This window comes from Pseudomonas sp. P8_229, from assembly GCF_034008635.1.
Classification (GTDB): domain Bacteria; phylum Pseudomonadota; class Gammaproteobacteria; order Pseudomonadales; family Pseudomonadaceae; genus Aquipseudomonas.
This window is the reverse complement of sequence record NZ_CP125378.1, coordinates 5447299-5469574: the sequence shown is the minus strand read 5'-3', so window position 1 is coordinate 5469574 and position 22276 is coordinate 5447299. Positions and strand designations below refer to the sequence as shown.

22 protein-coding genes are annotated in these 22276 nt (G+C 60.6%); 3 read left to right on the top strand and 19 right to left on the bottom strand.

The window, feature by feature from the left end; translation table 11 throughout:
- Window position 1 precedes the first annotated feature (1 nt).
- Entirely contained in the window at window positions 2–769 is a 768-nt protein-coding gene (locus QMK55_RS24635) for a substrate-binding domain-containing protein (protein ID WP_320330138.1), read from the top strand.
- Here the strand turns inward: QMK55_RS24635 and QMK55_RS24630 are convergent.
- From QMK55_RS24630 to QMK55_RS24570, 13 genes are all read right to left on the bottom strand, one after another.
- Window positions 759–1673, bottom strand: a complete 915-nt coding sequence (locus QMK55_RS24630) for a LysR family transcriptional regulator (RefSeq protein ID WP_102358888.1) — start codon at window positions 1671–1673, stop codon at window positions 759–761. The two genes, QMK55_RS24635 and QMK55_RS24630, sit on opposite strands and share 11 nt — an antisense overlap.
- 61 nt (window positions 1674–1734) lie before the next feature.
- Window positions 1735–2358 (bottom strand): hypothetical protein, encoded by a 624-nt coding sequence (locus tag QMK55_RS24625; RefSeq protein ID WP_102358889.1) that lies wholly within the window; start codon window positions 2356–2358, stop codon window positions 1735–1737.
- A gap of 108 nt (window positions 2359–2466) precedes the next feature.
- Entirely contained in the window at window positions 2467–3540 is a 1074-nt protein-coding gene (locus QMK55_RS24620; protein WP_320330137.1) for a ketoacyl-ACP synthase III, read from the bottom strand.
- Window positions 3537–3779, bottom strand: coding sequence for an acyl carrier protein (locus QMK55_RS24615; protein ID WP_320330136.1), 243 nt, complete (start codon window positions 3777–3779; stop codon window positions 3537–3539). Before QMK55_RS24615 ends, QMK55_RS24620 begins: the two co-directional genes overlap by 4 nt.
- 36 nt (window positions 3780–3815) lie before the next feature.
- Window positions 3816–5171: a fatty acid--CoA ligase family protein gene (locus QMK55_RS24610; RefSeq protein WP_320404490.1), complete on the bottom strand. Its 1356-nt coding sequence runs from the start codon at window positions 5169–5171 to the stop codon at window positions 3816–3818.
- Between the two features lie 19 nt (window positions 5172–5190).
- The gene (locus tag QMK55_RS24605; protein WP_320330134.1) at window positions 5191–5505 is read right to left on the bottom strand and encodes a hypothetical protein; all 315 of its coding nucleotides are present in this window, start codon (window positions 5503–5505) and stop codon (window positions 5191–5193) included.
- A 41-nt stretch (window positions 5506–5546) separates the two neighbouring features.
- Window positions 5547–6365, bottom strand: a complete 819-nt coding sequence (locus QMK55_RS24600; RefSeq protein WP_102358894.1) for an SDR family oxidoreductase — start codon at window positions 6363–6365, stop codon at window positions 5547–5549.
- A complete protein-coding gene (locus tag QMK55_RS24595) occupies window positions 6365–7138 on the bottom strand; it encodes an SDR family NAD(P)-dependent oxidoreductase (RefSeq protein WP_320330133.1) in 774 nt (257 codons plus the stop codon). Before QMK55_RS24595 ends, QMK55_RS24600 begins: the two co-directional genes overlap by 1 nt.
- The gene (locus tag QMK55_RS24590; protein ID WP_320330132.1) at window positions 7135–8316 is read right to left on the bottom strand and encodes an NADH:flavin oxidoreductase; all 1182 of its coding nucleotides are present in this window, start codon (window positions 8314–8316) and stop codon (window positions 7135–7137) included. The genes QMK55_RS24595 and QMK55_RS24590 overlap by 4 nt, the downstream gene beginning before the upstream one ends.
- Window positions 8313–9386 carry an AfsA-related hotdog domain-containing protein gene (locus QMK55_RS24585; protein WP_320330131.1) on the bottom strand — a complete coding sequence of 358 codons (1074 nt, stop codon included), beginning with the start codon at window positions 9384–9386 and terminating at the stop codon, window positions 8313–8315. The genes QMK55_RS24590 and QMK55_RS24585 overlap by 4 nt, the downstream gene beginning before the upstream one ends.
- A gap of 64 nt (window positions 9387–9450) precedes the next feature.
- The gene (locus QMK55_RS24580) at window positions 9451–13095 is read right to left on the bottom strand and encodes an indolepyruvate ferredoxin oxidoreductase family protein (RefSeq protein ID WP_320330130.1); all 3645 of its coding nucleotides are present in this window, start codon (window positions 13093–13095) and stop codon (window positions 9451–9453) included.
- Between the two features lie 373 nt (window positions 13096–13468).
- Window positions 13469–13732, bottom strand: a complete 264-nt coding sequence (locus QMK55_RS24575; protein ID WP_320330129.1) for a hypothetical protein — start codon at window positions 13730–13732, stop codon at window positions 13469–13471.
- A gap of 203 nt (window positions 13733–13935) precedes the next feature.
- Entirely contained in the window at window positions 13936–14268 is a 333-nt protein-coding gene (locus QMK55_RS24570) for a hypothetical protein (RefSeq protein WP_320330128.1), read from the bottom strand.
- A gap of 42 nt (window positions 14269–14310) precedes the next feature.
- Here QMK55_RS24570 and QMK55_RS24565 point away from each other — a divergent pair, with 42 nt between their 5' ends.
- Window positions 14311–16119: a monovalent cation:proton antiporter-2 (CPA2) family protein gene (locus QMK55_RS24565; protein WP_102358900.1), complete on the top strand. Its 1809-nt coding sequence runs from the start codon at window positions 14311–14313 to the stop codon at window positions 16117–16119.
- A 656-nt stretch (window positions 16120–16775) separates the two neighbouring features.
- Here QMK55_RS24565 and hcnC read toward each other — a convergent pair.
- The 4 genes from hcnC to QMK55_RS24545 all read right to left on the bottom strand — a co-directional run bounded on the left by hcnC (window position 16776) and on the right by QMK55_RS24545 (window position 20524).
- Window positions 16776–18035 (bottom strand): cyanide-forming glycine dehydrogenase subunit HcnC, encoded by a 1260-nt coding sequence (gene hcnC / locus QMK55_RS24560; protein WP_102358433.1) that lies wholly within the window; start codon window positions 18033–18035, stop codon window positions 16776–16778.
- Window positions 18028–19437, bottom strand: a complete 1410-nt coding sequence (gene hcnB / locus QMK55_RS24555; RefSeq protein ID WP_102358434.1) for a cyanide-forming glycine dehydrogenase subunit HcnB — start codon at window positions 19435–19437, stop codon at window positions 18028–18030. Before hcnB ends, hcnC begins: the two co-directional genes overlap by 8 nt.
- On the bottom strand, window positions 19434–19748 hold the full coding sequence (locus tag QMK55_RS24550) for a (2Fe-2S)-binding protein (protein ID WP_102358468.1): 315 nt from the start codon (window positions 19746–19748) through the stop codon (window positions 19434–19436). The genes hcnB and QMK55_RS24550 overlap by 4 nt, the downstream gene beginning before the upstream one ends.
- 236 nt (window positions 19749–19984) lie before the next feature.
- On the bottom strand, window positions 19985–20524 hold the full coding sequence (locus tag QMK55_RS24545; RefSeq protein ID WP_320330127.1) for a hypothetical protein: 540 nt from the start codon (window positions 20522–20524) through the stop codon (window positions 19985–19987).
- A 30-nt stretch (window positions 20525–20554) separates the two neighbouring features.
- On the opposite strand from QMK55_RS24545, the gene QMK55_RS24540 reads away from it, so the two are divergent.
- The gene (locus QMK55_RS24540) at window positions 20555–20728 is read left to right on the top strand and encodes a hypothetical protein (RefSeq protein ID WP_320330126.1); all 174 of its coding nucleotides are present in this window, start codon (window positions 20555–20557) and stop codon (window positions 20726–20728) included.
- Between the two features lie 24 nt (window positions 20729–20752).
- Here QMK55_RS24540 and QMK55_RS24535 read toward each other — a convergent pair whose 3' ends face one another.
- A complete protein-coding gene (locus QMK55_RS24535; RefSeq protein WP_102358436.1) occupies window positions 20753–21694 on the bottom strand; it encodes a hypothetical protein in 942 nt (313 codons plus the stop codon).
- 192 nt (window positions 21695–21886) lie between these two features.
- Entirely contained in the window at window positions 21887–22222 is a 336-nt protein-coding gene (locus QMK55_RS24530) for a hypothetical protein (RefSeq protein WP_102358437.1), read from the bottom strand.
- Window positions 22223–22276: the final 54 nt, after the last annotated feature.

Below are 22276 nucleotides of genomic sequence, written 5' to 3'. Positions count from 1 at the left end.
CTTGAAAAAACTGATCAACCTCAGCGCCGTCGCCCTCTTCGCGTTCAGCGCCCTGGCACACGCTGAACAGCTGAACGTGATGACGTCGGGCGGCTTCACCGCCGCGTACAAAATCCTCGGTCCGAAATTCGCTGCCGCCACCGGCAACACCCTCGACACCCAACTCGGCCCGTCGATGGGTAAGGCCCCGGAGGCGATCCCCAACCGTCTCGCACGCGGTGAACACGCCGACGTGGTGATCATGGTCGGCTACGCCCTCGATGACCTGATCAAACAGGGCAAGGTCGACCCGGCCTCGCGGGTTGAACTGGCGGACTCGCGGATAGGCCTGGTGGTGCGTGAAGGCGCGCCGAAACCGGACATCAGCAGCGTCGAAGGCCTGAAGAAAACCCTGCTCGATGCACAGTCGGTGGCCTACTCCGACAGCGCCAGCGGCGTGTACATCGAACAGCAGTTGTTCAAGAAGCTTGGCGTCGAAGATCAACTGAAACCGAAGGCGAAGATGATCCCGAAAATCCCGGTCGGCTCGGTAGTTGCCACTGGCGACTATCAACTGGGCTTCCAGCAGGTCAGCGAATTGCTGCCGGTGCCGGGGGTGAGTTTTGTCGGCAAGATTCCGGAGTCTGTGCAGTCGGTGACGCGCTTCGCCGCCGGCATTCCGGTCAGCGCGCAGCATCCAAAAGAGGCCAAGGCCTTGCTTGACTACCTCGCCGCACCCGCCGCCCAGGCTGACGTACAGGCCACCGGGCTGGATTCGGTCAAGCGCTGATCGTTGGCGGCTGGACTTTCATTTCCACCACCAGCCGCTCCAGTTCCAATGCCGCCGGGGTCAACGTGCGACCCCGGCGCTTGATGATGCCGACACTGCGCATCACTTGCGGATCGGTCAGCGGCACCCGCGTCAGAATCGGATGATCCGGGCCGGGCAGTGCCATCAGCGGCACAGCCGCCACGCCCAACCCTGCTTCCACCAGTCCGATCATGGTCGTCACATGCCGCGTCTCGCAGATGCTCGGGCGCTGCGGCACCACGCTGCTCAAGGCCTGATCGAGAAGGAAACGGTTGCCGGAGGTCTTGTCCAGCGAGATGTAGTCCTGCTGATAGAACTCATCCCAAGTCACGCTGCTGCGTCCAGCCAACGGGTGATCGCGGCGACAGGCAACCACGTAGCTTTCCTGCACCAGCGGTTCGAATTCGACTTTCGCCTCCTGAGTGCCCATGAAACTCAAGCCGAAATCCGCCTCGCCGTTGACCACGGCGCTGAGCACATCGTGGGCGCTGGAATCGAGGACTTTGACTTTGATTCGCGGAAACTGCTGGTGATAACGGGCGACCACACGCGGCATGAAGTAATACGCCGCCGACGGCACGCAGGCCACCGTGACATGCCCCAGTCGCGTCGAGGCCACTTCACTGATGCCCAGCAACGCCACGTCCAGGTCATCCAGCAAGCGCTCGACGCTGGGCATGAAACCGCGTCCGGCCTGGGTCAGGCTGACCTTGCGCGTGGTGCGCTCGAACAGCTTCACGCCGAGGGCGTCTTCGAGCTTTTCGATGCGCCGGCTCAGGGCCGGTTGCGACAGGCGCACGGTGTCGGCGGCCTTGCGGAAACTGCCTTGCTCGACCACGGCGCGAAAAGCTTGCAGGTCGTTGAGGTCGAAGTTGATGGCCATGGCGGAACTCGCAAAGGACTGATTCGCAGAGGCTATCAATGTAACCAATTGATGCGCACTTTTACACCGCGCGCTCCGTCGAGAATTGCCGCTGGATCGAAGCCAGGTTGCGCCGCCGGATCCAGCCGCTGGCCAGGCGGATCATCAGCCAGTAAGGGGTGAACAGTATTTTCGTGCGTGTATTGGCGCAATAGACGAAGGTTTCAGTGCGCAAAGTGTAGATGTCCTGGGCATGCTCGATGACCTGAAAGCGCAGTACCAGTTTGGCGACGTTCGGGTCATCCAATGCCTTGAAAGCTTGAGCGTCAGGGATGTGGCCCGTCTTCAGATCCGGGCGCCAGAAGCGTCCCGCCAAACCGAAGGTCACTTCAGAGGCGGTGCGTTCAAGGAGCGTGAAGGCATCAAAACCAAAGGGAGCGGATGGTTGCTGCAATGCGGGGTCGCCGAACTTGCGCAGTATTTTCCCGGGTAATTCGCGCAGCGATAGCAGCGTATCGACCACGCGGTCTTCGCGCATGTCGAGCGCGCAAACAGCAGCGATGATGGCCTCGGGTTGCGCACGGATCGCACCCGATTCGTGACACTCGTGAAACTGGAACCACCGCAGAAAAGGCGACGGATATTCCCACAGCAGATTGTCCCTGCGCCCGATGATGCCCAGTGCGTTGCAGAGTGTGCGATTCATGAATCAGCGGTCCCGTGTGATCAGACGATGTGAACCAGAGCGCGGCACCTTTGAGGTCGATGCGGGCATCGCCGCAAAGGTGCTGCGTATCGCCAGTCAATGACTGGATCAAGCCTGCAGACGCTCACCTGCTGCCTGCGCCGGCGAGTCCGCCAGAGCGGTCTTTTCCGGTACCTCACAGGGTGCCACAGCGATGGTCTGACGCAGGTCAGCCTTCAGCGCGCCCCACGACAATCCGGCTCCGAAACCGCACAGCACAACGTGCTCGGCCTGCGGTGTACCGATCGCAGCATGGCGCGACAGCACGATCGGAATCGAGGTCGAACTGGTGTTGCCGACGCCATCGATGTCGACCGGCATCTTTTCCGCTGCCACGCCAATCATCCGTCGCAGGTAATTGAGCATGAACTCGTTCGCCTGGTGCAGTACCAGCAAGTCCAGCGCAGCAGGACTTGACCCCGTGGCTTCAAGCAAAGCCTTGACGGTCTGCGGGACCCGGCTCAGGGCAAAATTCATCACCGCCGTGCCATCCATCTGCAAACGCTGAATGGTCGCGCAGACGTGACTGCCCTCTTCCCGGGCATAGGCGATGTCGGACTGCAGCGCCGCACCGCCGCTGCCGTCGGCGCCGCAGATGAACTCGAACTTGCCTGCACCCGGTTCCAGCAAGGTCGCCGAAGCGGCGTCGCCAAAGAGCATTTTCACGTGGCGGTCGCGCTCGTCGAGGATCCGCGTGGTCACGTCACCGGTACACAGCAGGATCTTCTTGCAGGCGCCGGACGAAATCAGCGCCCCCGCTTGCACCAGCGCACTGATGTAGCCGGAGCAGCCAGCGGCGACATTCAGCACCAGGCAATGCTGCGGCAGGCCGAGAGCCTGCTGCACCACGAAGCCGACGCCCGGCACCCATGAATCCGGGGTCTGGGTCACCACGATCAGGCCATCGATGTCCGCTGCCACAGCATGCCCTTGGTCGAGCAGGTTGCGGCACGCGGCGATGATCAGGTCGGAGGTGTGCAGGGTTCTGGTTTCGCGGATCGACTGAATGCCGGTGCTTTTGGCGATGCGCGCGACTTCCTTGGCGCCGAACAGTTCGGCGAAGTCCTCTTCAGTGACACGGCGCTCAGGCAGCGCCGCCGTGACCGCACGAATCGCGACACCTTCAATGGTCAGCAGGCTCATGCGGCGTCCTTGATTTTCCGGTCGATCAGATCGAACAGATCCTGCACCGTGACCACACGCTCGATCTCCTCGCCCGACACGCTCACGCCGACTTGTTCGAACACCAGCGCGATAATCCCGATTCGCGCCATCGAGTCCCAGTTGTCGCTGTTTTCCAGCACAGTTTCGCCGTGCAACTCGGCCACCGGAATGAACAGGATTTCAGCGATGCTTGCGCGCACTTTTACCAGATCAACCATTTGTCATTTCCTTATAACGTGATGAGTAACCCGGTCTCACGACTGGGCGAGAACGCCGGGGTGACGCATTTTCTTGAAGCGGCTGGTGTACAGCGGAGTCTCGGCAATGGACACCACCCGTGGCAGTTGTTCCGGGGCCAGAACGCCGCGAACGTGCTGATACAGGCGGACCTTGAACGCCTCCAGCGCTTCCGGCTCGAACAGCGTGAAACGCGCCGCAACGATCTGCCCGAGCAATGGGTTGGGTTGTGCGTAGACCACCACGTCAGAGACGTTTTCCAGGCCCATCAGCACGCTTTCCACGTGCGACGGAAACACCTTCTTGCCGCCGACGTTGATCAGATCGACCGCGCGCCCCGTGACCCGAAAGTAGCCTTCGTGCTCCTCGGCCAGATCATGGGTAATCAGGTAGCCGTCACTCGACAGGTCGCCAGCGCTCGCCAGGTAGCCGAGCATGTTGGTCGCGCCGCGCACGTGCAGAATGCCGTCGACCACCCGCAGGCTGTAATTCGGGTCTTCGATCTTCATCCATGCGCTGTCGCCGTCCTTGCTGCGGCACGGCAGCACACCGATTTCCGACATCCCGTACAACTGCTGCAATTGCACCTGCGGCATCACGTTGGCAATGCGCTGGATGGCCTCCGGCGAACTCGGCTCCGAGCCGAAATAGATGCGCTGCAAACTGGTCGTGTCCCACTTCTGGAAGACCCCGGTGATCGTCGCCAGGTTCAGCAGCGTCGGCGACACGTGCAGGGTTTGCACATTGAACAATTCGATGCAGCGACCGACCTCTTGCGGCGAACGCTCGTTGGGCAGAATCAACGTGCCATGCGTCGCCAGCGCTTGCAGGACCGTGACCAGCCCACCGATATGATCGAACAGCAGAAACGCCAGGATCGCGCCGCAGTGCTCCGCACTCAGATAGCGCTCGAAGAACGGCGCAATGCTGTGCACCACGCCCTTGGCCGGGCCGGTCGAGCCTGAAGAAAACACAATGAACCCGGCCTGATGCCGCGCCAGCAGCCCGTCGACCGTGGGCGGTACCTGATGGTTGCCGTGAGGGATAAGCGCAAACTCCGGCGCCCCGCCGATCACCGAAAACCGCGCGCCCGCGCCGCCGGCCAGCGTCGCCAGTTGCTCCTCGCCCTTGGGCACAGAAAGCGCCACGACGTTGTTGTGCAGCCACAATGCGAACAGCATGCAGACGCTGTTGAAGCTGTAGTTATCGACCAGCAGCACGCACGAATCGCGGACGGACTTTTCCGCCAGCTCCGCACCATAAGCGTTTATTTGCGCGTGCAACTGATCATAGGTAAATCGCCCCTCATCGCTGACGATCGCCATTTGGCTGCCGGCGCTTTTCAGATGAGCCAAAAATGCTGCTACTTGCATACCCCACCCCGTGATTCGATCAAACGGCTTGAGCCTGAGCTTGCGCTGCAGACAACCGGTCCATGATGTAGGCGATCAGCGTGCCCAACGTGGCAAACGGCGTGGCGGATTCGGGCAGATCGGTGGTATCGGCCAGACGCACGTCAACGCCCAGCTGGCTGCGCAGCTTTTCCTCGACATCGACGATGATTGACACCAGCGTCAGCGAGTCGATACTGCCGTCCACGCCATAGAGGCGGCTGTCTTCGCCCTGGGACAAATCGATCGGGGTACTCAACAACAGATCCTGTTGCCGAACTACTGACTCGGTCAGCGTTTTGACTTGATTGAACATTCCAACATTCCTTTATTGGCTGATGCAGGTCCCTGCGCTCACTACGCTTGAGACGATGACTGGTGCGCTTTCTGGTGATCGGCCAGCGCCGTGCGCATGTCGACAAATAGCCCGCTCTTGATCCCGTAGGCGTCGGGTGCGTCGATCATCGCCAGGATGTCGATTGCGCGTTGCGCGGGCGAGACCATGTAGCCAGGCGCCAAGGCTCGTTGCTGTAGCGACTTGAGGTCAGGAAAGTCAGCGGTGCGCTGGCTGAAGCTCACCTGCCGCGACAGACCGGTGTCGACGTTGCACAGGCCGAGCACGGCGAAGAAGATCTCCGGATTTTCCTCGGCATAAACGCCACCCAATGCCTTCAGCGCAGCTTTCGACAGGCTGTACGGCAGCGTACCCGCACGAAAGCGTACGCCGGCCATCGAGGCTGACAGCACGCAGGTCGCTGGACGATGCGCTGCAGACAGCATCAAATCGAGAATGGCTTTGTTCGCCAGCACGTTGACGTTGAGCACATGCTGCAACTCATCCAGCGAGAACTCCCCGCCACGCCCCGGCACGTTTCCGCTGACCCCGGCATTGAGGAAAAACCGGTCGACGCCCTGCTCCAGAACGGTGGCAAAGTTGTCCTTGAACAGCTCGCCCATCGCGCTCGGCCGGGAGAGGTCGAATGGCCGAAAGTGGAAGTTCGGATGATCCATCAACTGATACGGCTGACGGCGCGAGGTGCCAAAAACCGTGTGCCCGTTTTGCAGATGCAGCTGCGCCAGCGCCTCGCCGATGCCGCTGCTCACGCCGGTGATGAACACCCGCTGTTTGCCCTTCTCGCGGGAACCTGTGGTGGCGTTGCGTTTGACCGTGTGCATCAGAATTTACCGGCGGAAAAACCGCCATCAACCGGCATCACGGTGCCGGTGACAAACGAAGACGCGTCGCTCAGCAGCCACAGGATCGCGGCAGAGATTTCGCCCGGATTGGCGAAACGCTTCATCGCCGTCACCTGCAGCTTGTGTTTGGTCGATTCCGGGTTGGCTTTCAGGCGTTCTTCCGAGTTCATGCCGCCCAGTGTCGGGCCGGGGCATACGGCGTTGACGCGAATCGAATGCCGCTCAGGCAAGGCTTCTTCCGCGCACTCGATCGCGCACACCTGCGTGAGCATGTTCAGCGCAGCCTTGCTGGTGGAGTAGGCACTTTGCTTGGCAACCCCGAGCAGACCGGCGCAGGACGAAACGTTCACGATCGAGCCGCCGGCGTGTTTCGAGATCAGGTTGGTCTCGTGCTTGAGCAACAGCAGCGGGCCCAGCAGATTGATCTCCAGCACGCGTTTCCAGTCTGGGAAATCCATGTCACGGATCGGCGCGTGCCTGGAGGTGACGCCGGCATTGTTGACAGCCAGATCAAGGCGACCGTGTTTGTCGTTGATGATGCGGAACAGCTCGATCACCGAGGCTTCGTCGGTGACGTCGCTTGGGATGAACGTGCAGTTTTCGCCGAGGCGACTTTGCGCGGTCAGGCCATCGTCCTCGTTGCGCCCGGTGATGTAGCAGATGCAGCCGGCGTCGATCAGCTTCTGGCTGACATCGAAACCGATCCCGCGTGTGCCGCCGACAACAAGGGCGATCTTGGCGTTGAAGTTCATTTCAGGGTTTCCTCATAGTGCTGTTGTAGTTGTTCTGGCCGTCGATAGTCAGGATTGACGCAGCAGTAAACGCGCTCGGCCATGGGATCTTTTTTGTCGCGGAAACAAAAGGCATCGCCCCGGCAGCGATTGACCTGATCCGCTCGGCCCGCCAGTTGCTTGGCGACAAAGCGCTGGTCGGCGAGCATGGCGCGGCCGAACCCGACGAAATCGGCATCACCACTGGCGATGATCTCATCGGCTTGCGCCACGTCCGCGACCGAGCCGGTAAAGCCCAGTGGAATCCGCACGAAACGCTTCAGATAGCGGCAGCCGGCGCGCGCCATGGCCAGGGCCTGTTCGGTATTTTTGAAAAAGAAACGGAAGGTCTCGCTGATGCCCAGCGAACAGGTAATGGCCGCGACCCCACTGGCCTCCAGCGCGGCGACGACATCACCCAGCAACGCGGCGTGCTGCCCTTCCTCGCCCAGGCCGTCGTCCATGCCCAGGCGCACGGTGACCGCGACCTTGTGGTCGGTGGCCTCGCGGATGCCAGCCACGATGGCGAGCAACAGCCTGGCACGCTTGAGCGGCGTGCCACCCCAGTCATCTTCGCGCCGGTTGGTCTTCGGCGAGAGGAAGCTGCTGATCAGATAACCGTTGGATGCCTGCAACTGGATCAGCGTAGCCCCGGCCTGTTGCGCGTAGCGCGCGGCGGCACAGAACTGCTCGATGCAGCGCTGGATCTGCGCCTCGGTCATTGCCATCGCCCGCGCCTCGGGATGCGCACTGAGGATGGTCGGGGACGCGATGGCGCTGGGGGTCAGAATAATCCCCTGCTTCGACGGCAGAGACTGCGGCCCGTAATGCTGCAGTTGTACCCCGAGCGGAAAACCCCGCGCCCGCGCCGCTTCAAACAGCGGACGCAGGGCCTGTGCGTGAGCCGCCGAGGTCAGCCGCAGCCCACGGCTGTTGTAGCGCGCATCGGCGTCGACGCTGGCATTACCGAGAAAACCAAAGCCGGCACCACCGTCCATCAAGGCTTGATAGACCGAAAAAAACGCCGGCTGCGGGAAGCCGTGTTCGTCACACAAATCCATGCCGAGCGAGGAAAAATACAGTCGGTTCTTCGCCACCGCATGCGCGCCGAAATACAACGCCTGGGTGGCTGCCTTGAAGGCGGGGTTTTCCTTGATCATTGCTTCAGTGCCGCAAGCGCCGGTTCATCGAGGTAGATAAAACCGCGCTTGATCATGTCGCTGATCACCTGCAAGCCATTGAAATCCACCTCGGCGAACTCCCACGACGAATGCTCGCCCTGCCCGACGCGGCGGATGCCGGCGGTAAAACTGAATTTGCCGTCGTAAACGATATTCAGGCTGACCGGGTCGGGCAGATCCGATGCTGTCGTCACGCAGCCGCTTTTACCCAGGCCCAACAACTGCACCTCGGCGCGGCGGCCCTGCTTGTCGCTCAGGGTGCAGGCCAGCGTCAACGGTTGCAGCGGTGCAAACCAGTCGTTGGAGTAGATGAAGATGTTGCGTGTCTTTTCGAACAGCGGCATATCGATCACGGTGGCTTTGGTGTCGACCGTGGCGAACAAGGTCTGGCGTTGATAGAACGCGACCCGCAGATGGATTTTCTTTGGCGACGTGGCATCGCTCGGGGTCATGTTGTCGACCACCAGCTCGATTGGATACATCAGCTCGGCGTAGGCGAAAAAACTCGAGTTCAGCTCATTGACGCTGACGGTCACAGCACCACGCGCATGGTCGGTGTGGTGGTACAGGTGGTGATAGACCGCCTGGCGCGCAGCTTCGATGAACATCGTCCCCGGCACATGTTCGTGCGCCTTGCGGTAGAAGAAGTAGTTGTCGGCGTTATTGATGAAGCGAAACGAACTGGCGCGGCGGATCGGCGGAATCGATTCGCACAAGGCGGCAACGGCAAACTCCAGGTTGTCGCCCTTCGCCTGGACCGCCCCCATCTGCGCGGCGACGATCTGGTAGGGTAGTGCCCTGACCTTGTTCCATTCATCATCGGCACCCACGCCGTCCATCCGGCTCTTTTTCTGCAGATCGGGCGCAATCTCGAAGCGCCGCTGCTGGTTGGCGCTCAAGGCATAGTTGCGCACCAGCGGGTTATGCCCGTTGGCCTCAATCAGGGTTTCGTCCAGATACAACGGTAGCGCGTCTCTAGGGGCGCAAATCAATACGTCGTCAGCCGAACCTTTGTGCAGGAGGTCGGGCGAAATGCAGTCGTTATTCATCGTGGTCAGCTCATCTCGGTAATTGTTGTATTTCTTGTGGTGTGGGGCTGGCGATAGCCTCCCGTCAGGAGGCTTCCATCACGTCGCGCTCTTCTGCGCTCATTTGCCTGGCGATGATGGTTGATGGCTGCCATGACTCGACACCGTGGATGACCGGCTTGTCCGCCAGAATCTGTTCGATGAGTTCTTTCTCGCGCAGACGTGCCGCCGCCATCGAGCGGTCCTTGACGTGACCGTAGCCGCGAATCGAATCCGGCAGATTCGCCCAGGTGACGAACGCCGACAGATTCTCCGAGTTCAACTTCGGCAACAGGCGTTGCAGGGTTTGCTCGTAATCGCTCAGCAGGCGGCGCTCTTCGCGGCGCTCGGCGGAATAACCCAGCGGGTCGAACCGGGTGTGGCGCAATACGCGGCCCTTGGCCAGGACCTTCAACAGCGGCAGGATCCAGCCGGAAAACGCGATCTTTTTCGGCTCGCCGGTGCTCTCTTGGTTCTTGCGCAGCAGCGGCAAGGCAAAGTGGAATTTCAGACGAATGCCGCCGTCGAACCGGGCCTTCAGCGAGTCGGTGAAACTGCGCGCGGTGAGCAGTCGCGCCACTTCGTACTCGTCCTTGTAAGCCATCAGCTTGAACAGGTTGCGTGCCACGGCTTGCGTCAGTGCGCTGTCATCACCGGCGGCCGGCAGTGCCCGCAGTTGCTCGATGACCTTGCGATAACGTGCCGCATACGCGGCGTTCTGGTAGCTGGTCAGGAACTCGCTGCGGCTGTTGATCAACTGCTCGAGGCCTTCGCGGCGACCGCGCATGTCGCTGATGTCGCGGATCGCAATCGTCGACACGGCGTCCACCGGCTGATCGAGATAAGGTGCGACAAAAGCTGTGTCCTGCGCCCACAGTCGGCCCCAGGCAAAGGCCAGATGGTTGGTGGTGGCGCTGCCGGCCAGATCGATGGCCTTTTTCAGCGCGGGCAGCGACACCGGTACCGTCCCCTTCTGCCAGGCGTAACCGAGCAACAGCATGTTGGCTTGCATCGGGCTGACCAGCGAGTTCGCCAACTCCCCGGCATCGAGGCTGTGGAAGTGCTCGGCGCCGACCTGCTCTTTCAAAAACGCTTGAATCGCGTCGGTTTCGATATTCAGCTGGGTATTGCGCAACATCGCGCCGGTCTGGGTCAGGGCACTGTTGGCAATGACCACGGTTTTGTTCGGCCGCAGCGTCACCAGTGCATCGTCCTCGCTGGCCACCACCAGATCGGCGGCGAGCAGCAGGTCGGCACCGCCGATATCGATGCGGTGCTGGTGCAGCGCATCGGCATTACCGGCCAGGCGCACATGGCTCAACACCGCGCCGCCCTTCTGCGCGAAACCGGTGAAGTCGAGCACGCTGACCGCACGCCCATCCAGGTGAGCAGCCATGGCAATCGCCCGCGCCACGGTCACCACACCCGTACCACCGACACCGGCCAACAGCATTTCATACGGCAGCTCGAGCGAGCGCGGCACTGGCGGCAGCGCCAGTGCTTCGGCCCGCGCCAGCACCTGGACGCTGTCGGCCAGTTTGCGCGGCCGTTGCCGTGGTTTGCCGGTCACCGTCACGAAGCTTGGGCAAAAGCCCTTGATGCACGACAGATCGGTGTTGCACGAGTGCGGATCGATGCGACGCTTGGCGCCGAACGGCGTTTGCACCGGAACCACCGACAGGCAATTGGATTTGACCTGGCAGTCGCCACAACCTTCACAGACGGCTTCGTTGATCACCACTTCAGTCTTCACCAGCGGTGCCGGCAATTGCTTCTTGCGACGGCGCCCTTCGACCGCGCAGACCTGATCGAAAATCAGCACGCTGACACCGCGAGTGTCACGCAGCTGCAATTGCACCTCTGCCAGTTTTTCACGGTGAAACACTTCGATGCCCTGGGGCAGGCTGTCATGCGCCTGATAGCGCTGCAGGTCATCCGCCACCACCACGATTCGCTGTGCGCCTTCAGCCTTGAGCAACTCAACGGCTTTCTTCACCGTCAGCTTGCCGTCGATAGGCTGACCACCGGTCATGGCCACGGCATCGTTGTAGAGCAACTTGTAGGTGATGGTCGCACCGGCTGCGATGGCCTGGCGCACAGCAAGGAATCCAGAGTGGAAAAAGGTCCCGTCGCCGATGTTCTGGAAGATGTGCGGGGTCTGCACGAACGGAGCCTGGCCCAGCCAGTCGACCCCTTCCCCGCCCATCTGCACGCTGCCGGTGGTCGAGCGTTCCGGCATGCGCGCCGCCATCGCATGACAACCGATGCCGAGCCGCGCTTCACTGCCTTTGGGCACCTGGGTCGAGGTGTTGTGCGGGCAACCGGAGCACAGATAAGGCGTGCGCCGGATCCAGTCGCCAGCCCGCGAGATGCCGGGCATGCGCCAGAAATGCGGAAGGCTCAGGTCGATGCCCAGGCCTTGCAGACGCTGCTGAAGCAATGCGGCGATGCGCGACGGCCGCAGTTCCTCGTGATCCGAGATCAGCGGTTGGCCGTCTTCGTCGGTTTTGCCGATAATCACTGCACGCTGGTCGTGGGCGGCGTTGTAGTACTTCTGTTTGAGCTGTTCTTCGACGATCGCCTGCTTCTCTTCAATGATCAGCACCTTGTCAGCGCGCTGGGTCCAGGCGTCCAGCACCGGCGACAGCGGATACACCAGGTTGATCTTGAGCAACGCGACGCCGGCGTTTTCCAGTTGTTCGAGGGCGATGCCGCATTGCTGCAAGGCCTGGCGAACGTCGCCATACGCCTTGCCGACTGCCGCGATGACCAGCGTTGGCCGGGCTGGCGCGGTGACGGCGGTATCGATCGGGTTGGCCAGGGCAAAGGCGCGGGCCGCGTCGAACTTGAACGCGGTCCGGCGCTCGATCTGCATGCCTGGCAAATCCGGCCAGCGCCAGTGCAAGCCGTCCGGCCCCGGATCGATATCCGGGGTGACGAACGTCGGCAGCGTGATCGACTCGACGGAGGTAGTCGCCTCGACCGTCTCGGTAATGGCCTTGAACCCCACCCACAATCCCGACACCCGGGACAGCGCCCAACCCCACAAACCGCAGCGTTCGTAGTCGTCAAGGCCGGCCGGATGAATTACCGGCAAGCCCCAGGCGATCAGTGTGCGGTCGGATTGATGCGACATCGACGACGACACGCAACCGTGATCGTCGCCGGTGACCACCAGCACGCCACCGTTGGGCGACGAACCATAAGAGCTGCCGTGCTTGATCGCGTCACCGGAGCGATCGACCCCCGGCCCCTTGCCGTACCACATGCCGAACACGCCGTCATACAGACGCTGCGGATCGGTTTCCACGCGCTGGGTGCCGATCAGCGCCGTGGCCGCCAGATCTTCGTTGATCGCCGGTAGAAAGCGAACGTTGGCGTTTTCCAGAACAGCCTTGGCCTTGACCAGTTCGCGGTCCACGCCGCCCAGCGGTGAGCCGCGATAACCGCTGACAAACCCCGCCGTACGAATGCCGTTGGATCGATCAAGTTCAGCCTGGGACAGCAGCAGCCTTACCAGCGCCTGCTGACCGCTCAAAAAGATCCGTTCGTTGGGCTGCGCGTGCTCCCGGCAATACATCGAGCGACTGTCGTATTGCTCGATTCGCGACAATGCAGCCAGTGCCACATCACTCGCGGGTTTGTCGGGTTGCAGGCGTTGACGTTCTGAATCAATGGAATCCAAGTACACAGTTTCAAATCCTTATGAAAACTTCACATTAAATATGCTTATTCGCGCACTACAGCAGAGGTTGCATCAAAAATTTCGACCGCCACACGACGGAAATTCAGGAGAGACAAGTACCTGACTGGCCGCACAGAAAGACGCACTCGCTCGGCTCCGCGACATCTCGGGAGCTCGTCAAGTCAAGTCAGTCTTTTTAAACAGGCCGCATGAATTTCAGGTACAAAGTTTCAAATCCTTATGAAAACTTTACTTTCAATAGATATATTTTTCGCCTCGGGGGCACAACTTCAGAGTGGCGAATTCGCTCAGGCGAGAGTGACGGCTTTATAAGCGCGTGACGGCTCGCGGCGATCCGATTTGACTGAAGTTGTTGGCGTTATGAACCGTTCAAAAACGCCTCATCTGCGGCTTGGAGAGCAAGCTGCCGCACAGGGCTTTTTCGGTTTTTTGAAATGATGAACTCGGCTGAGGCCGCCGCAGTCCGGGACTCTATCGAATGATTGCCATGAATTTGGCGACGGGACAATGACGCCTCGATTTCAGCCTGTGCACGATCTTGTGCCACGTTCTGGATAAAACAGAAAACGAGCTGATCGAGTCGAAATCGCAGAGGTTCCGATCCAATGGAATCCAGATACAAGTTTCAATTCCTTATGAAAACTTCGTGCGGCCATCCTGGTCGCTTTATGACGGCCGTTATAAGCAGCCAGCATCTTGAGTGAAAAATAGTAGGTTCGGAGCCCTCGCCTTGTCAATCGTTGTAACAAACATTTAATGGTCAATTGCAAACCATGAACTATCTGGTTCACACAATCGCTACCGGCAATTAGCAATGAATGGCGTTTAAAGCTCTACATTATCGAATCCGCTGTCCAGGCCGCTGATTAACCGGCGATCGCACTTCAGTTGACTTGCCAATTCAAAACTTCGTCCATCGCCAGCGAATATCGAGTTGACGCGCAATGGCTCGGCAATATCACGCACCGGACACTTAAGACCAAAGTATAACTTTACATCGCCATATAACTGCCTGAGCACCTTTAACTCGATGATGGCAATGCGACAACTTTCAAGTTGCCGGACGCTCATCGGCGCAGAGCCATTCACGCTTTCGCAATGATATTGATCGAAAATCCCCTGCCCAAGCGCCCTGTGGTGCGACGGGGGATCAGCCATTATCCTTGACGCCCCCGCCGTACCGTTGTCAGGAGTTTCCCCATGCCCCATGAAGGCAACCTGTTACAAGCCGCTGTCGTGTTTCTGTTCGCGGCCGTGCTCACCGTGCCCTTGGCCAAACGTCTGCAACTGGGCGCCGTGCTCGGTTATCTGCTGGCGGGGGTGATCATCGGCCCGTCGGTGCTCGGCCTGATCGGCAACCCGCAAAGCGTTGCGCACATCTCGGAACTGGGCGTGGTGTTGCTGCTGTTCATCATCGGCCTGGAACTGTCGCCACGCCGATTGTGGGTGATGCGCAAATCAGTGTTCGGCGTCGGGCTGGCACAGGTGCTGCTGACCGCTGCGGTGATCGGCGTGCTGGCGTTGTACGTATTCGGTCAACCGCTTAACAGTGCGATTGTGCTTGGTCTTGGCCTGGCGCTGTCATCGACCGCGTTCGGCCTGCAAAGCCTGGCCGAACGCAAGGAGCTGACCAGTCCCCACGGGCGGCTGGCGTTTGCGATTCTGCTGTTCCAGGACATCGCCGCGATCCCGCTGATCGCACTGGTGCCGATGCTCGCGGGCGGCGGCCACGAAACCAGCAGCGCGGGAGGCCTGAATCATGGTTTGCAGGTACTCGGCGGGATCGCCGTGGTGGTGGTCGGCGGGCGTTATCTGTTGCGCCCGGTGTTTCGTATTGTGGCGAGAACCGGTCTGCCGGAAGTGTCCACCGCCACCGCGTTGTTGGTGGTGATCGGCACGGCGTGGCTGATGGACCTGGTCGGCGTGTCGATGGCGCTCGGGGCATTCCTCGCCGGCCTGCTGCTGGCGGACTCGGAATATCGCCATGAACTGGAAGCGCAGATCGAGCCGTTCAAAGGTCTGCTGCTGGGGCTGTTCTTCATCAGTGTCGGCATGGGTGCGAACCTGAGTCTGTTGCTCAGTGCACCGATCACCGTGCTGGGGCTGACACTGCTGCTGATCGGCTTGAAACTGCCACTGCTGTTTGTGGTCGGGCGCCTGGCCGGTGGGCTGAACAAGGTCAGTGCGATTCGCCTGGGCATTGTGCTCGCGGCCGGTGGTGAGTTTGCCTTTGTGGTGTTCAAGATCGGTCGCGATCAGGGCCTGTTCGAACCGCGCCTGTATGACCTGCTGGTGTTGACCATCACCCTGTCGATGGCGTTGACGCCCTTGCTGCTGCTGATCTGTGCACGGCTGGTCAGCCCGAAAGTGCAGCCGGTGGTGGTGCCGGAGAAATTCCGCGAAATCGACACCGAGGCTCCACGGGTGGTGATCGCAGGCATGGGCCGGATGGGTCAGATCGTGGCGCGGATTCTGCGGGCGCAGAACATCAAGTTCGTGGCGCTGGACACCTCGGTGGAAACCATCGAGCTGTCGCGCAGTTTCGGCGGTGTGCCGGTGTTCTACGGTGACCCGATGCGCCCGGAAATTCTCAACGCGGCCAAGGTGGGTGAGGCTGAATATTTTGTCATCGCCACGGACGATCCGGAGACCAACATCAAGACTGCCGAGATCGTGCGCAAGCTGTATCCGCACATGAAGATCATCGCCCGCGCGCGTAACCGTCAGCACGTGCACCGCTTGGTCGATGTCGGCGCCGAGCCGATTCGAGAAACCTATTACTCCAGCCTGGAAATGAGCCGTCGCACTCTGGTCGGGCTTGGTCTGACCCAGGCTCAGGCCGATGCGCGGATCAAGCGCTTCAAGCACCACGACGAACAGGTGCTGGAAGCCCAGCACGCGATCTACGATGACGCCGCCAAAGTCCTGCAGACCGCCCAGGAAGCCCGGGCGGAACTGGCGCGGTTGTTCGAGTCGGATCAGCTGGAAGAGGAATCGCGCCAGTCCTGACCTTCACACAAATCCAATGCAGGAGCGAGCCTGCTCGCGAAGGCGCTGTGTCAGACAACACAGCTGCAACTGACAGATTGCATTCGCGAGCAAGCCCGCTCCCACGGGGGTTGGTGTCGTGCGCAAATGATCGGTATGACATTGATCAATGTAGGAGCGAGCCTGCTCGCGATGACGGTGGCACAGTCAGCATATGCGCTGACTAATCGACCGCTATCGCGAGCAGGCTCACTCCTACAGGTTTGATGTCCACCCGCAAAATGGCCGAACACCACATAACCAATGTGGGAGTGAGCCTGCTCACGAATGCGTCTGGTCAGACGACGCTATGTTGATTGTGCCGGCCTCTTCGCGAGCAAGCCCGCTCCCACGGGGGTTGGTGTCGTGCGCAAATGATCGGTATGACATTGATCAATGTAGGAGCAAGCCTGCTCGCGAAGGCGCTGTGTCAGACAACGCAGCTGCAACCGACAGAGTGCATTCGCGAGCAAGCCCGCTCCCACAGGGGTTGGTGTCGTGCGCAAATGATCGGTATGACATTGATCAATGCAGGAGCGAGCCTGCTCGCGAAAGCGCTGTGTCAGACAACGCAGCTGCAACCGACAGAGTGCATTCGCGAGCAAGCCCGCTCCCACGGGGAGGGTGTTGGACTTAGGTCAGGCCAGTTCCAGCTCGCGCTCTTGCTTCACCGGTGTGACCTCAAAGCGATCCGCCAGAAACGGCGTGATATCCAGTGGCAGCGCTTCGTAGTTGACCAGTTTGTCCAGCAGCACCCCGGTAATCGCCGAGGTCAGGATGCCGGTGCGAAAGTGCCCGCAGGCATTCAGATAACCCTCCACCCCACGCATTGGCCCGAGAATTGGCAGTTCATCCGGCGAGCCCGGACGCAGGCCGGCCCAGGTGCGCTTGAGATTGACGTCCTTGAGCTCCGGCAGACAGCGCACCGCGCCCTGCACCAGTCCGGCGATTTCCGGATAGGTAGTCGTGACGTCGAAGCCCTTGTCTTCGGTGGTGCTGCCGATCAGGATCTCGCCGTTGTCCTTCTGCGCCACGTAACAATCGCTGGTGGTCAGGCAGCCGTTGAGGATCTTCGGCATGCGTTCGGTCAGCAGGATCTGGCCCTTGACCGGTTTCACCGGAATGCGTACGCCGGTGGCCCACTCGCTCAAGTCTGCTGCCCAGGCACCGGCGGCGTTGATCAAGGTCTTGCAGTGGAACACGCCCTCCTCGGCCGTCTGCACGCCGGTCACACGGCTGCCGTGGTGCAGCACGCCGGTGACGTTGGTGTTGACGTAAATGTCCACGCCATTCTGCCGCGCGCCTTCCATGTAGGCATCGGCGAGGCGGAACGGGCTGACCTGGTGATCGCAGAGAAACTCCAGCGCACCACGGGCCTCGTGGCTGACGCTCGGTTCAGCCTCGCGCAGCGCCGCCTGATCAAGCCAGCGCACCTGATCAGCGAGGTGCGGAATGCAGCCGACGATGTGCTCGGCGTAGAGCCGGTCTTCATCGTCATAGATGACAAATTTCAGCCCGGTCTTTTCGAACTTGAAATCCATCCCGTGGTTGTCTTTCAGCTCACGGTGCAACGCCGGGTACAGCGCGTTGGACTGCAAGGCGAAATCGAAGAACGACTCCGGCAGAATGTGCGGCGTGCTGGCGTCCACCGCCACCGCCGCGCCCTGGGTTTCGCGCTTGCGGCTGGCCGACATCATGCGGAAGAAAATCACCCCGCAGCCCAGCCCCACCGACTCGCCGATGGCCCACAAGCCACCGGCCGAAGCGCGGGTCGCGTTGCCTGGGCGCTTGGCGTCGATCAGCGCGACCTTGAGGCCTTGGCGCTTGGACAATTGATAGGCGCAGGACGCCCCGATCACGCCGCCGCCGGCAATGATCACGTCATAGAACTTACTCATGGGAAGCGGCCTCCGTGCCGACGGACTGGAACGCGGAAAAAGGAATCGGATCGATCGGGAAACGCGGCCGCAACCAGCCAACGTCCTTGCGGCCGGTGGCCTGGCGCAGGCGATCGCTGCAGTAACCGACGCACATCCGCCCCTGACAATCACCCATGCTCACCCGGGTGCGCATCTTCAGGCTGGCGATGTCTTGCACGCCCTGCTCCAGCGCCAGATCGATGTCGGCGCGAGTGGCGTGTTCGCAACGGCAGATCACTGTGTCAGCGGCCGGCAGCGCAGTCTGGCCGACCCCGCGTTCGGTGTAGCGATCCACCGCCGCCCGAAAGCGCACGATGGCTTTCAGTTTGCTCAAGAAGCGGTCGCGTCGCACCCGCGCCAGCTCTTCTTCGATAATCTCGCGCTGGAGCAGGATCGAGGTCGCGGCGATCTTGCCCGCGAGCATCGCCGCTTCACCGCCGCGAATCCCGCCCATGTCGCCAGCCAGGTGCACGTGCGGCTCGTTGCTTTGCTGCCAGTCGTTCGAATTGGCGCGCAGGTAACCGTCGTCACTGAAACCGTGATCCAGGCCCATTTGCTGACTGAGTTGAGTGCGCGGAATGAAACCGTAGCCGACGGCCAGGGTCTGGGCTTCGAAACGTTCGATGCGCGTCAGATCCGGCTCCCAGGTGGCCGAGTACGGTGCCACCGTGACGCTTTTCAGCTCTGCGTCGCCGTGCGCTTCGACCACGCCCCAGCCGTAGTTCATCGGGATGCCGTGCAGTTTCAGGTAAGCGAGCATGCTCAGGCCATCGAGGAACAGCTGCGGTTTGTTCAGCAGCGCCAGGCTTTCGCGGGCGATCTTGCCGAACGCGCAGGCTTCATACACGCCCGCAACCTTGACGCCGGACGCGTGCAACTGGGTCGCCACCAGTGGCAGCAACGGCCCGGTGCCCGCGATGATCACCGGCCCCCGCGGCTTGACCACACCACTTTTGATTTGCAGTTGCAGGCCGCCGAGCATGATCACCCCCGGCAGTGTCCAGCCGGGGAACGGCACGCTGCGTTCATGACAACCAGCGGCCAGCAGCAGCTGCGGGTAATGGATTTCGTGCAGTTGCTCGTCGCCATCCAGCACTACCAGTGCGCGAGTGCCTTCGGCACCGACCACGCGATGGTTCAGGCGTACGTCGATCAGCCCGGCCTGCTCCTGGAAATCACCGTGCAGTTTGCCCAGTGCCTCGGAATAACGTGGCCCCAGATAATCCAATTGCACACCGTCGCGCAACGGCCCGCGATAGACCACACCGCCCAGGCGTGAAGCTTCTTCGAGCAACGTGCAACGCACCCCGTGGCGCGCCAGTTCGATGGCCGCCGCCATCCCCGCCGGCCCACCACCGACGATCACCGGTTGCTGGCTCATACGACCTCCTGCGCGACAACGCGATTGACCTGGGTTTCGATCTGCATGCCGTCACGCACGACGGTCTGGCAGGCACGGCGCTTGTGGCGGCCGTTGATTTTCACCAGGCAGCACTGGCACACGCCCATGCCGCAGTAGGCACCGCTGATCTGGTCATGATCATTGCGCGCGATCTGGCGTACGCCGAGGGACTGGATAACGCTGAGGACGGTTTCGCCGATGGCGGCAGTCACCGCTTGGCCGTTGATGTGGACGGTCATATCCGCCTGGGTCAGGGGCTGGATATCGAAAGTTCTTTCTAGGCAGTGCATTGCAATCATCCGTGAAGGTTCGGTTGAGGTGGTGTCAGCTCCTTGCTGCACTACACCGTGTCGACTTTTATTGCTTTGATTGGGGCGTCGGCGCGGATACTTCGTCAGCGCAACAAGATGCGCGTGAAGCACTGTAGTTCATACCTCAGCAAAGGCCTGGATCATTTACGTTAGGCGAAGTTGCCAGACGAAATATTGATCCAGGCCAGTGAAAGCAGTTGGATTGTTCAACGATCTCAGTTGGAGAAGACGAACTGCCCTTTGATCTTTTTCGAGCCCATGAAGCCGAGGTCGGGAAACAGCAGGTTTTTCACCCAGGCCACAAAAAACACCATGGCCAATGTCGTCACTACGCCGATAATCACCGCCACCGGGTCTTCGGCGTAATCTTTGAACAGCCGTGGCACCTGGCTGATCGAAAGCAGCATGTAGACGGTGTAAGTCTGCGCCGAGTTGCGGTAGAAGCCCCAGGCGAACAGCAGCGGCACACCGCCGGCGAGCAATCCCCGGACGATGGCAAAACCGCTGCTGATGGTCAGCCCCAGCAAAAAGCCGCCGACCAACCCGATCAATGCCTGCACGTAAACCAGCCCGAGCAGTACCTTGATCTTGCCGGCATGACGCTCAAGCAATTGCGGATCCGGATGGGAGCCAATCCAGTAGGCCAGCACCTTGTCCTTGACCGCGCCACCGGACAGCGCCTGGAAGGTCTCGGTTTTCGAGCGCCCGGCCTCCAGCATCTGCACCACCTGACGTTTGATTTCCTTCTTGTCCAACGTACTTTTCCTTAAATAGAGGGTCGCGGTATGAAGCGCTGCGCTTCAGCCGCCGATTCTCGCCTTGTTGGATGCCAGAAAGCAAAAAGCCGCTTCCACCGTGAAGTGAAAGCGGCCGAGGCATTCGCCTCAGAGGGATCAGTGTACGAACAGGGCGATCAGGATGATGATCGGGATCGGCACGCCGAGGAAAAACAGCAGTAATGAGCGCATGGTGATTCTCCTTGCTTAACGAACGGGTGGCAGCGTGGTGGTAGTGGCGTAGGTCTCGACTTCAACGTACTCGACCGCATCCCGGCGACGACCGCCGAAGGTCGCGGCGAGGCTGGCGAAGAACGCACCGGCCAGCAGCGCGATGAACATCCACAGCGAAGTCCAGGCAGCGACTTTGGCGGCGGTGTCGGCAGCCTGTTGGGCTTTGACTTTGGCGTCGGCGATGGCTTTCTGGGTACGGGCGTAGACTTCGTCGACACGACGCTCGGCATCGGCCTGACTCAGGTTGGTCCGTTGTGCGACCAGTTGCGCCAGGTAGGTACGGTCTTCAGGGCTGAGTTGGCCGTTGGCCAGGCTCTGGGCGAAGATCCGGGTCACGGCGCCATGGGCAGCGTCATCGCTGACGGATGCCGGACGATCATCGCGAAACAGGCTGTCGACAAAGTAACCGTACTGGTCACTGCTGGTGTTCGCGGCAGCAGAACCGGCCGCTTGAGTCGCGGCAGCTGCGGCACCACCGGCCACACTGGCACCGGCCTGCACACCGCCACTGATGACACTGCTGACCGAGCCGACCACCAGAACGGCGGTCACCAGCGTGGCGACACACCAGGCGAGAAAGCCATGGGCAGTATCACGGAAATACACTTCATCACCGTGCATGTTGGCCCACTTCACCCGCAGACGACCGGCGATGTAGCCACCCAGACCCGACGCGATGATTTGCGTTGCCGCCAGCCAGACAATCGTTGAAATCCCCAGGCTCTTGGCGCTGACGCCCTCCCCGGCCCAGGGTGAAACGGCAGAGAATCCCAAACCGAAGCCGAGCAGCACCAGAATCATCGACAGTGCTGCGGCCGCCGCCGCGCCCGCGAAAATCGCGCCCCAGGACACGCCTGACACGTTGCTCGACTCTCCTTCGAAGGCAGGATAAAACCCATCAGAGGATCTATTCATTGTTGTAGTGCTCCAGGCATGAAAAATGGTGTTACAACTCGTCAACGGATGAATTGCAGCGACCGTGCCATCTGCCAACTTTAAATAAATCGTTAAATTTCAACAGGTTAAAAAGACTGAACTTCTCCACTCATTGCAATTTGCAACAATGCACTGAAAGCAGCGGGTTTTATGCATTGGCACAAAGCGCAGTCATTTGCGCTTGTAGCTTTTGTTTCCGCTTGGCGTCAGGCAGTACACCCCGCCACGCGGCCCGGTGCAGAACGAGCCGCTACCGCAGGTGCAGCCATCATCACTTTGCAGAAACTGCTGTGGACGCGCCTGCCCCTTGATCCCGAACATCGCCGCGCAACTTTTCTTCGAGCCACTGATGGAGCCGTCATTGCACAAAAACAGATCGCCGTCGCAGCGATCGATACCGCCCTTTTTCCCGGAACACGGCGTGTTGGCGGCCAGGGTTGCAGTGCTCAGCAGCATCAGCAACAAACCGGTGATCGGCATCCAGCCGGGGCGAATCGAAGTACGCACGGAACCACTCCTGTCGGAAATTATGGCTAGATGATATCAACGCTCTCGGAAATA

Excerpts from the sequence above, each read along its gene's own strand:
- QMK55_RS24630 (WP_102358888.1), bottom strand. The coding sequence starts at position 1,673 with ATGGCCATCAACTTCGACCTCAACGACCTGCAAGCTTTTCGCGCCGTG.
- QMK55_RS24625 (WP_102358889.1), bottom strand. The coding sequence starts at position 2,358 with ATGAATCGCACACTCTGCAACGCACTGGGCATCATCGGGCGCAGGGAC.
- QMK55_RS24620 (WP_320330137.1), bottom strand. The coding sequence starts at position 3,540 with ATGAGCCTGCTGACCATTGAAGGTGTCGCGATTCGTGCGGTCACGGCG.
- QMK55_RS24615 (WP_320330136.1), bottom strand. The coding sequence starts at position 3,779 with ATGGTTGATCTGGTAAAAGTGCGCGCAAGCATCGCTGAAATCCTGTTC.
- QMK55_RS24610 (WP_320404490.1), bottom strand. The coding sequence starts at position 5,171 with ATGCAAGTAGCAGCATTTTTGGCTCATCTGAAAAGCGCCGGCAGCCAA.
- QMK55_RS24605 (WP_320330134.1), bottom strand. The coding sequence starts at position 5,505 with ATGTTCAATCAAGTCAAAACGCTGACCGAGTCAGTAGTTCGGCAACAG.
- QMK55_RS24600 (WP_102358894.1), bottom strand. The coding sequence starts at position 6,365 with ATGCACACGGTCAAACGCAACGCCACCACAGGTTCCCGCGAGAAGGGC.
- QMK55_RS24595 (WP_320330133.1), bottom strand. The coding sequence starts at position 7,138 with ATGAACTTCAACGCCAAGATCGCCCTTGTTGTCGGCGGCACACGCGGG.
- QMK55_RS24590 (WP_320330132.1), bottom strand. The coding sequence starts at position 8,316 with ATGATCAAGGAAAACCCCGCCTTCAAGGCAGCCACCCAGGCGTTGTAT.
- QMK55_RS24585 (WP_320330131.1), bottom strand. The coding sequence starts at position 9,386 with ATGAATAACGACTGCATTTCGCCCGACCTCCTGCACAAAGGTTCGGCT.
- QMK55_RS24570 (WP_320330128.1), bottom strand. The coding sequence starts at position 14,268 with ATGGCTGATCCCCCGTCGCACCACAGGGCGCTTGGGCAGGGGATTTTC.
- QMK55_RS24565 (WP_102358900.1), top strand. The coding sequence starts at position 14,311 with ATGCCCCATGAAGGCAACCTGTTACAAGCCGCTGTCGTGTTTCTGTTC.
- hcnC (WP_102358433.1), bottom strand. The coding sequence starts at position 18,035 with ATGAGTAAGTTCTATGACGTGATCATTGCCGGCGGCGGCGTGATCGGG.
- hcnB (WP_102358434.1), bottom strand. The coding sequence starts at position 19,437 with ATGAGCCAGCAACCGGTGATCGTCGGTGGTGGGCCGGCGGGGATGGCG.
- QMK55_RS24550 (WP_102358468.1), bottom strand. The coding sequence starts at position 19,748 with ATGCACTGCCTAGAAAGAACTTTCGATATCCAGCCCCTGACCCAGGCG.
- QMK55_RS24540 (WP_320330126.1), top strand. The coding sequence starts at position 20,555 with ATGAAGCGCTGCGCTTCAGCCGCCGATTCTCGCCTTGTTGGATGCCAG.
- QMK55_RS24535 (WP_102358436.1), bottom strand. The coding sequence starts at position 21,694 with ATGAATAGATCCTCTGATGGGTTTTATCCTGCCTTCGAAGGAGAGTCG.